The organism is Methanobrevibacter ruminantium, assembly GCF_016294135.1.
Classification (GTDB): domain Archaea; phylum Methanobacteriota; class Methanobacteria; order Methanobacteriales; family Methanobacteriaceae; genus Methanobrevibacter; species Methanobrevibacter ruminantium_A.
This window is the reverse complement of record NZ_JAEDCO010000050.1, coordinates 1-8831: the sequence shown is the minus strand read 5'-3', so window position 1 is coordinate 8831 and position 8831 is coordinate 1. Positions and strand designations below refer to the sequence as shown.

At 32.2% G+C, this 8831-nt stretch carries 9 protein-coding genes and 1 pseudogene; all 10 read left to right on the top strand.

The window, feature by feature from the left end:
• Positions 1-495, top strand: a 495-nt coding sequence (locus VW161_RS08240) for a hypothetical protein (RefSeq protein WP_325192908.1), incomplete at its 5' end; no start/stop codon positions are given.
• Between the two features lie 319 nt (positions 496-814).
• Positions 815-1363 carry a 50S ribosomal protein L15e gene (locus tag VW161_RS08235; RefSeq protein WP_304103462.1) on the top strand — a complete coding sequence of 183 codons (549 nt, stop codon included), beginning with the start codon at positions 815-817 and terminating at the stop codon, positions 1361-1363.
• Positions 1364-1510: 147 nt separating this feature from the next.
• Positions 1511-1951: an RNA-binding protein gene (locus VW161_RS08230; RefSeq protein WP_304103448.1), complete on the top strand. Its 441-nt coding sequence runs from the start codon at positions 1511-1513 to the stop codon at positions 1949-1951.
• A gap of 153 nt (positions 1952-2104) precedes the next feature.
• On the top strand, positions 2105-3031 hold the full coding sequence (gene rnp3 / locus VW161_RS08225) for a ribonuclease P protein component 3 (RefSeq protein WP_304161991.1): 927 nt from the start codon (positions 2105-2107) through the stop codon (positions 3029-3031).
• Complete coding sequence (locus tag VW161_RS08220; protein WP_304103453.1) at positions 3028-3417, top strand: Rpp14/Pop5 family protein; 390 nt, start codon at positions 3028-3030, stop codon at positions 3415-3417. Before rnp3 ends, VW161_RS08220 begins: the two co-directional genes overlap by 4 nt.
• A 511-nt stretch (positions 3418-3928) precedes the next feature.
• The gene (psmA, locus tag VW161_RS08215; RefSeq protein WP_325192907.1) at positions 3929-4822 is read left to right on the top strand and encodes an archaeal proteasome endopeptidase complex subunit alpha; all 894 of its coding nucleotides are present in this window, start codon (positions 3929-3931) and stop codon (positions 4820-4822) included.
• Between the two features lie 306 nt (positions 4823-5128).
• Complete coding sequence (locus tag VW161_RS08210) at positions 5129-5833, top strand: ribosome assembly factor SBDS (protein ID WP_325192906.1); 705 nt, start codon at positions 5129-5131, stop codon at positions 5831-5833.
• Positions 5834-5972: 139 nt separating this feature from the next.
• Positions 5973-6650 (top strand): annotated as a pseudogene (gene rrp4 / locus VW161_RS08205) (exosome complex RNA-binding protein Rrp4); the annotation flags it as partial.
• 713 nt (positions 6651-7363) lie between these two features.
• Entirely contained in the window at positions 7364-8074 is a 711-nt protein-coding gene (gene rrp41, locus VW161_RS08200; RefSeq protein ID WP_295607562.1) for an exosome complex exonuclease Rrp41, read from the top strand.
• Between the two features lie 11 nt (positions 8075-8085).
• Positions 8086-8831, top strand: a 746-nt coding sequence (gene rrp42 / locus VW161_RS08195) for an exosome complex protein Rrp42 (RefSeq protein ID WP_304103459.1), incomplete at its 3' end; no start/stop codon positions are given.

Genomic DNA, 8831 nt, shown 5'->3' with positions numbered 1-8831 from the left:
ACTATTATAATATGTTTAGGAATTATTGTAGGTGCTTTCCTTTATTTAGGTACTGATGTATTTAATTCAAGTGATAATTCCGATAATAATCAAACTTCTATCAATCAAACTAACTCGACCAGCACTATTAAATCAGATTCCAAGAGTTCTAATAATGAAATGACTTTTGTTGAAGCTAGTAATTTTATGAAAGGTTCATCTGATACAGTTATTCGAAATACATTTGATGAAGCGGATGCTAATGGTGATGGCGTTTTAACTGGTAGTGAAATTTCTAAATTTAAATCCTTAGCTGATTTGACTGATAGAACAGCAGATAGTTCTAATTCCGAGCATGTTGAAGCTTCAGATCAAGGAGCTGGTGATGGTACTACAAAAACCCGATACTGTACAACTCATGGTAGGGTGGCTGTTGGTTCAGATAATAGATGTCCATACTGTGAAGCAGAGGGATTAGATAGTAGGACTGTAAAAGGTTCAACCAAATATATTTAATTTTTTTATTAATCTTTTTTTTATTTTTTTTAATTTAATTATTCTATTCTTTTCTTTTTTTATTAAAAAAATAGTTGTTTAATACAAAAACTTTTTAAATGATTACTCTTAAATATTATAATATGTTAGTATATTTGCTGTTTGATAGCAAGATTCTAACAGAATTATTGAACTCTTATGGACTATAATATTTAGAATTTGATTAATAATTAAATAGCTATTCACTACTCTATTTAAACTAATACAGTTAATCAAAATAAACATTTTAAATATTGTCCTTTGGATGTGGCGAAAAGCTGAACAAGAGGTTATTTAAATGATGTACAAATATATTAGAGATGCATGGAAAAATCCAGATGAGTCTTATGTAAGAGAACTTATGTGGCAAAGAGTTCCTCAATGGAGGAAACAACCTGCAATCACTAGAATCGACAGACCAACCAGAATTGATCGTGCAAGATCATTAGGTTACAGAGCTAAAAAAGGTTTCGTGGTTGTAAGAGTAAAAGTTAGACGTGGTGGACGTAGGAAAACTCGTTTCAAACATGGTCGTAGACCAAAAAGAATGGGTGTAAACAAAATTACCATGGCTAAGTCTATTCAAAGAATCGGTGAGGAACGTGTAGCTAAAAAATACCCTAACATGGAAGTATTAAACTCTTACTGGGTATGGGCTGATGGAAAATACAAATACTTTGAAGTAATCTTAGTAGACCCACAAAGTCCTTCTATTAAAAACGACCCTAAAATCAACTGGATTTGTGAAAGTCAGCACAGAAGCAGAGCTCTCAGAGGCTTAACCAGTGCTGGTAAAAAAGGCCGTGGCCGTAGAAATAGAGGAAAAGGTAGTGAAAAAAGATTAAAATAATCTTTTTTTAATTTTTCTTTTCTTTTTATTTTTTTATTTTTTTAAAAACTATTTTTATTAATTTTCTATACTTTTTTTACAATTATTATCATTTATTTTATAATTTTAATCAAATTTAAATTAATTTTATTATTGGGATTGTTAATCATGATTCATAATATCAGATATCGTGTCTTTATTTACGAAAATGAGGACAAAGATGAAGTTTTAGAAGCTCTTTTAAATATATTGCCTACTGCAGAACCTGAAGTGGAAGAGGCAGAAGGTCTTTTGGAAGAGAAAATGCTTATTTTAACTGGAACCATTTCCAAAAAAAGGGAAACAAAGGAATTCTTAAACACTCTTGTGGACTCCATTGGAGAAGATCAGCTTGTTAAATTGTATAATGATCTAGATAGGAAAATGGATGAAAAGGGTAATTTATTCTTAAGGCTATCTAAGGAAAAGGCATTAGAAGAAGAGTGGGAAATTCTTGACGGTGGGGACAGCATTCACTTAAAGATTAAAATAGCTGCATATCCTGCTAAAAAGGAAGTTGCTATCAAAAAAATCTCTGAAATATTTCCTGAGAACATCAAGAATGATTAGAAACTATTTTAAGCATTAATAATAAATTATAAAATATAAATAATTTTAACTATTTAATAATTTTTCTAACAATTATTCAAACAATTATTCTAATAATTTTTCTAACATTTATTCTAAAAAAATTATTTTTAAAAAGCGAATTAAGGTAATCATATGAAATTTTATGACTTGAATCTAAGAGGACAGAATTACGAAAATGATTTGGCTTTGGTAAAGGAAGCCAATAAATTCGGTTGGGATTATCTTAATTTGAATTATTCTCCTGATAACTTTGAGAATGCTCTTGAGTATAAGGATGAATTGATTGGTGAATTGTCATTAGTTGACTTCAATCAAACCTATAGAAGCAAAAAAACTAATTTTGAACATGCTGAGATTTCTATAGGAATTAATATCCTAAATGCCAATTCCAATGAAATTAGAAAAATTATCAATAAATATAGAAACAAGTCCAATTACATTAGCTGTTTAGGCGGGGACTTAAAGATCAATCGTGCTGTTTGTGAAAACCATAGGATTGACGTATTGTCAAGACCTTACTATAGGAGAAGAGATTCCGGTATGAATCATGTATTGGCTAAGGAAGCTAAAAGAAACAATGTAGCTATTGAATTATGCTTCAGGGATATTTTAAACAACCATCTTAGATACAGGGCTAATGTTATAAGCAGCTTTAAGGAAATCCTTATGTTTCATCGTAAATTCAAGTTCCCATTGATTCTTACAACTGATTCCAAATCAATTTATGATGTCCGCTCTACAAGAGATATTGTATCCTTCTTCAAGTCCATTGGATTTAGCAATGAAGAGATATACAATGGATTTTATTATTATCCTAAGCTAATCGTTGATTTCAATAAGGAAAGAAAAAGCATGATTGTTAAAGGGGTGAAACGTATTGATGCTGATGATTTCACTGACACTTATGACAATCTTGAGAGTGATTTGGAAAAATTCAATGAATCTGAAGACTTTGATGAAGACTTCAATGATGATTTGATTGATGATGAGGATTTGGGATTAATTGAAGATATTGGTGATGAAGATATTGAAAATTATTTAGAGGAGGATGAGCAATGAAACTAAAGGTATTGCCTCCAACACTTAGGAAAAACCATCATTATCTTGTTCTTGATGTAAAGTCAGAAGTGGAAATATCCAAGGAAGACATGTTGGTATATTGCTGGGATGCTTGCATTAGATACTGGGGAGAGAACCATTCAAGCAACTTTGACTTATGGGTCATGAGACATTACCTCATTGAAGAAAGCACCCAAAACAATGAAGCTATTTTCAATTATAAGACAGTATTAAGATGTGGAAGATCTTATGAAAATGATGTAAGGGTTGCACTATCCACTTTAACAAGGCAAAATAAAAGGAAAATAGCTATCAATACAATTGGAGTTTCAGGAACAGTCAAATCAGGAATTTCCAAATTCATTGGTGAGGATAACATCCAATAATTTTTTTTTTTTTAACTTTGTTTTGTAATTTTCTATCTTTTTTTAGTTTTAGTTTATTTTCTACCTTCTTTTTTAAAAAATTTCTCTTTTTCTTTTCAAGAAAAATCAATGAAGAATAAAAAATTTAAAAACATTTATAAATAACTTTATTATAATATAGTATTGACAGAAATATCAATAAAATACATATTACCAAATAACAGAATGTTTGGTTTATTTTTTAAAATTAATTTGAATTTGTTTAAAAGTAAATTATGGCCGATATTTTATTTATTCTTTTTAAAAGGCTGTAATTTATAAGATAAGATTAAAATAAGATGAAATGAGTTAAATAATGCATAATCTTTAAATTTAAGAATAAATTTAAAAAGTATTTAGTTTATTTATTATTTGATAAAGTAATTATGCTGTGTAATTTTAGATAAATTGGATTGATTTTAAATAAAATATGTAATTTATTAAGTAATTTGTTTGTGAAATTTAAAATTTTATAGAAAATAGGTGATATTAAATGCAACCTTTACAACAACAAAATGCGGGCTATGACAGAGCAATTACTGTATTTAGCCCAGATGGAAGACTTTTCCAAGTAGAATATGCAAGAGAAGCTGTAAAAAGAGGAACTACCTCTTTAGGTCTTAAATCCAAAGAAGGTGTAGTTCTCATTGTAGATAAAAGAACTGTAAGCAGATTAGTTGAAGCAAAATCTATTGAAAAAATATTCCAAATCGATAATCATATTGGTGCTGCTACTTCTGGTCTTGTAGCTGATGCAAGAGCATTAATCGAAAGAGCACGTATTGAATCTCAAATTAACAGAATAACCTATAATGAACCAATTCTTGTTGGAGGTTTAGCTAAAAAAATCTGTGACATGAAACAAATGTACACTCAAAATGGTGGTGTAAGACCTTTCGGTTCAGCACTCATCATTGGTGGAGTGAACGGTGAAGAAGTAAAATTATTCGAAACAGACCCAAGTGGTGCTTTAATTGAATACAAGGCCACTGCTATTGGATCTGGTGTACAAGCAGCTATGGATGTCTTTGAGGAAAGATATGAAGACGACATTAGCTTAGAGGATGCAATCAACTTAGGTTTAGATGCACTTTATGAAGCTACTGAAGGAAGAACCACTGCTCAAAGCGTTGAAATAGCTGTCATTGAAGTAGATACTCAAAGCTACAGAAAATTATCTGATGATGAAGTATCTGAGTATGTCGAAGCTCTTCTTGAGAGAAATGCTGAAGAAGAGGAAGAGGAATCTGAGGAAGAGGATGAAGAAGTAGTCGAAGAAAAAGCAGATGGAACTGCTGAAGATGAAGCTTTCGAAGAGACTTCTGAAGATGTTGTAGATGAAAATGTTTCTGAAGAAAGCGATGGTGAAGAAGGTTCTGAAGAGTAAGACTGTTAGGAAAACTGCAAAGTTTGGACTTAAGCTAGTTCTTACAGAAAAACTTTTAAGTGAACATAAACATTTAAGGATGATTGTTAAGCATATTTAATGAATCTAAATGGTTTTGAAAATAATCCATAAGTTTTCTTAACATTCTTAACTTTATCTTAAATTTTTATTTTAGTTTTTGAGTTCATTTTGAACTCATTTTCATTTTTACTTTTTTATTAATGTATTAAAAATTTTCATACATTTTTTTGTTTTTTTAAATGTATTAAAAAGAATATCAAATTAATTGGTTTTTGGTGAGTAAGCATGGTAAATGTAGATGATGCTATTATTGCAAGATTAGAATCTTTTGGAGAAAAATTTGAAATTTTAGTTGATCCTGATTTAGCTGCAGACTTTAGAAATCCAGATAATGAAAAAGAAATTGAAATTGAAGAAATATTGGCTGTTGAAGAAATATTCAAAGATTCCAAAAAAGGAGACAAGGCTTCTGAGGAAGCAATGGAAAAGGTATTTGGAACTACTGATGTTTTGGAAGTGGCTAGTCAAATTCTTCTAAAAGGGCATGTTCAATTAACTGCTGAACAAAGAAGGCAAATGCAAGAGGACAAGAGGAAACAAGTCATTGCTAAAATAGCAAGAGAAGGAATTAACCCTCAAAACGGTCTTCCACATCCAGTAATGAGAATTGAAAATGCTATGAACGAAGCTAAAGTTAAAGTCGATGCATTTAAATCTGTTGATGAACAGGTTCAAATAGCTTTAAAAGCAATTAAAGTTTTAATCCCAATTAAATTTGAAAAAGTTAAAATGGCTGTTAGATTGCCAAGCACAGCAGCAGGTAATGCTTATTCTGTAATTCGCCCATTTGGACAAATTGTAAATGAAGAATGGCAACAAGATGGTTCTTGGATTGGAATTGTGGAAATGCCTGGTGGTCTTCAAGATGATTTTAATCATAAAATGGCTTCTATCTCAGGAGGAGAAGCTGAAACTAAATTAATAAATTAGCTATATGTTTAATCTATAGCAATAAATGGCTATGGATTTTAATTTGATTAGAGAATAAGAGACTAATTGGATTAACGTTATAGGTGTTTTAATTTAGGTGTGTAGTTGAATTTAATATACTCTTATGGGAAGTATATGTATGATATATGTGAATGAAAAAGATTTAGTTGTTCCTGGAGAATTATTAGCAGAGGATGATTATTATCCAGGAAGAGGAACCTTTGAAGATGATGGGAAAATTTGTTCCAAACTCTTAGGTTTAGTTTCTTTAAGGAATAAGAAAATTAGTGTAATTCCTTTGAAAAGCAAATATCTTCCTAAAAAAGGAGATGTGGTTATTGGTAAAATCGATGATGTCAGATTTTCCATGTGGGGAGTAGACATTAACTCACCATACTCTGGTATCTTACCTGCATCTGAAGTATTCGGAAGAGAGAAAAAGGAATTGAGTAGAGTATTTGACATTGGTGATGTTCTTTTCTTAAGAATCGTCGATGTTGATGAAGTTAAAAAGGTTAAATTAGGTTTAAAAGGCCGTGGAATGGGCAAATTCAAAGGCGGAGTTATCGTAGATATCGCTCCAACAAAAGTGCCTCGTTTAATTGGTAAGAAAGGTTCCATGATCAACATGATCAAGGATAAAACCGGTTGTAAGATTGTAGTCGGTCAAAATGGTCTTGTTTGGGTAAAAGGTAAAGAAGACATGGAACAAATCGTCAAGAACATTATCAAGTTAATCGAAAAAGAAGCTCATACCTCTGGTTTAACTGACAGAATTAAAAACCAGCTTTGTTTACTTATTGACGGCGAATTGCCTCCAGAAGAGGAAGAAGCTGAAGAAGCAGAACAAGAAGTGGAAGAAGAGGATGCTTTTGAAGAAGGCTTGAAAAAACCTGAACTTCAAGATTTCAGAGATGAAGTTGAAAAGGAATTAGCTGAAGAAGGATTCATCGATGAAGACTCAGAAGAAGACTTAGATGATGAGGATTCTGAAGAAGAGGAATTCGAAGATGATGTGGAAGACTTCAATGATGAAACAGAAGATTACGAAGATATCGATGAGGAAGACTTAGATGATGAGGATTCTGAAGAAGAAATCGAAGACTTTGAAGACGATATCTCTGATGAAGAATTGGAAGATGTAATCTCTGATGCTATTTCTGAAGATGAAGAAGACGTGGAAGAAGATTCTGAAGATTTAGAGGATTCTGAAGAAGAAGCTGTAGAAGAAGATTCTGAAGATGAAGATGCAGTGGAAGATGAAGAAGCTCCGGAAGAGGAAGTTGAAGAACTTGCTTCCCAAGAAGATTCTGAAGATGAAGAAAAAGAAGAAAAATCAAAAAAGCCTAATTTCATGGATACCTATGAATTTATCAATGAGCAAAAAAAGAACAATAAATCTTCTTTTGATTTAAGTCATGCAGATAATTCTAAATCTCCTACTTTAAACATTTCACAAGGAAGAGGTATTTAAGCTGTTGAATTAAAAATTTAATAATTATTGTTAATTATGAATGTGATTTTAAAGAGGTGTTTTTTATTATCTCAAATGACAAAGAATTAAGAGCTGACGGCAGAGCTTACAATGAGCTCCGTCCAATTAAAATTGAAGCTGGAGTCTTGAAAAGAGCAGATGGTTCTGCTTACTTGGAAGTTGGTGGAAATAAAATCTTAGCATCTGTATACGGCCCAAGAGAATCCTATATCAGACGTTTATTAAAACCTAATACTGGTGTAATTAGAGTAAGATACAATATGGCTCCATTTTCAGTAGATGACCGTAAAAGACCTGGTCCAGATAGAAGATCAACTGAAATTTCCAAAATTGCTGCTGATGCACTCAGACCTGCTTTAATGTTGGAATCATTCCCAAGATCAATGGTTGATGTTTCAATTGAAGTAATTGAAGCTGAAGGAGGAACCCGTTGTGCAGGAATCACTGCAGCTGCTGTAGCATTAGCTGATGCAGGTATTCCAATGAAAGATATTGTAGTTGGATGTGCTGCAGGTAAGGTAAATGACCAAATCGTTTTAGACTTATCTGAAAAAGAGGATAAGGAAGGACAAGCTGACGTTCCTATCGCTATCATGCCAAGAACCGGTGAAATTACTTTACTTCAAGCAGACGGTAACTTAACTGAAGAAGAATTTGAAGAAGCTTTGGACTTAGCTATGGAAGGATGTATGAAAATTAGCGAACTCCAACATGAAGCTTTAAAGAACAGGTATAGTTCTGAATAGGTTGTGAAAATATGGATATTGTACCAGAAATTACTAGAAAAAGTATTACAAGACTTATAAATGATGGTAAAAGAGCTGATGGAAGAGCTTTTGATGAAAGAAGAGATATTTTCATTGAACCTAATGTGATTGAAAAGGCAGAAGGTTCTGCAAGAGTAAAATTAGGGGACACTCAAGTTATTGTAGGTGTAAAGCCAACTATTGGTGAACCATTTGGGGACACTCCTAATTTAGGGGTCTTAATGACCAATTGTGAATTATTGCCAATGGCTGCTCCTGGATTTGAACCAGGTCCACCTAGCCCTGAATCCATTGAACTTGCACGTGTAGTGGACCGTGGAATTCGTGAAAGTGAATTAGTGGACTTAGAAAAGCTTTGTATTGAAGAAGGTAAAAAAGTTTGGATGCTTTTCATTGACTTGCATGTAATCGATTACGATGGAAATCTCTTTGATGCATCTAACCTTGCTGTAATGGCAGCTTTAATGAACACTAAATTACCTGTTGCTGAATACATTGATGATGAAGTTGTCTTATCTGAAGATGAAACCATGGATTTACCAATCAGAGACAAATTAGCTTTATCCACCTTTGTAAAAATCGGCAATGGCTTGATTTTAGATCCTTCTTTAGAAGAGGAAGAAATCTTGGATGCTAGAATAACTATTGGTGTAACTGATGAAGGAAACCATGTCTGTTCCATGCAAAAAGGTGGAGAAGCACCTTTAAGTAGAGATGAAATCCTTGATGCTGTTCA

What these genes read in the sequence shown, in the direction of transcription:
- VW161_RS08235 (WP_304103462.1), top strand. Translation starts at nt 815, where the DNA reads ATGTACAAATATATTAGAGATGCATGGAAAAATCCAGATGAGTCTTAT.
- VW161_RS08230 (WP_304103448.1), top strand. Translation starts at nt 1,511, where the DNA reads ATGATTCATAATATCAGATATCGTGTCTTTATTTACGAAAATGAGGAC.
- rnp3 (WP_304161991.1), top strand. Translation starts at nt 2,105, where the DNA reads ATGAAATTTTATGACTTGAATCTAAGAGGACAGAATTACGAAAATGAT.
- VW161_RS08220 (WP_304103453.1), top strand. Translation starts at nt 3,028, where the DNA reads ATGAAACTAAAGGTATTGCCTCCAACACTTAGGAAAAACCATCATTAT.
- psmA (WP_325192907.1), top strand. Translation starts at nt 3,929, where the DNA reads ATGCAACCTTTACAACAACAAAATGCGGGCTATGACAGAGCAATTACT.
- VW161_RS08210 (WP_325192906.1), top strand. Translation starts at nt 5,129, where the DNA reads ATGGTAAATGTAGATGATGCTATTATTGCAAGATTAGAATCTTTTGGA.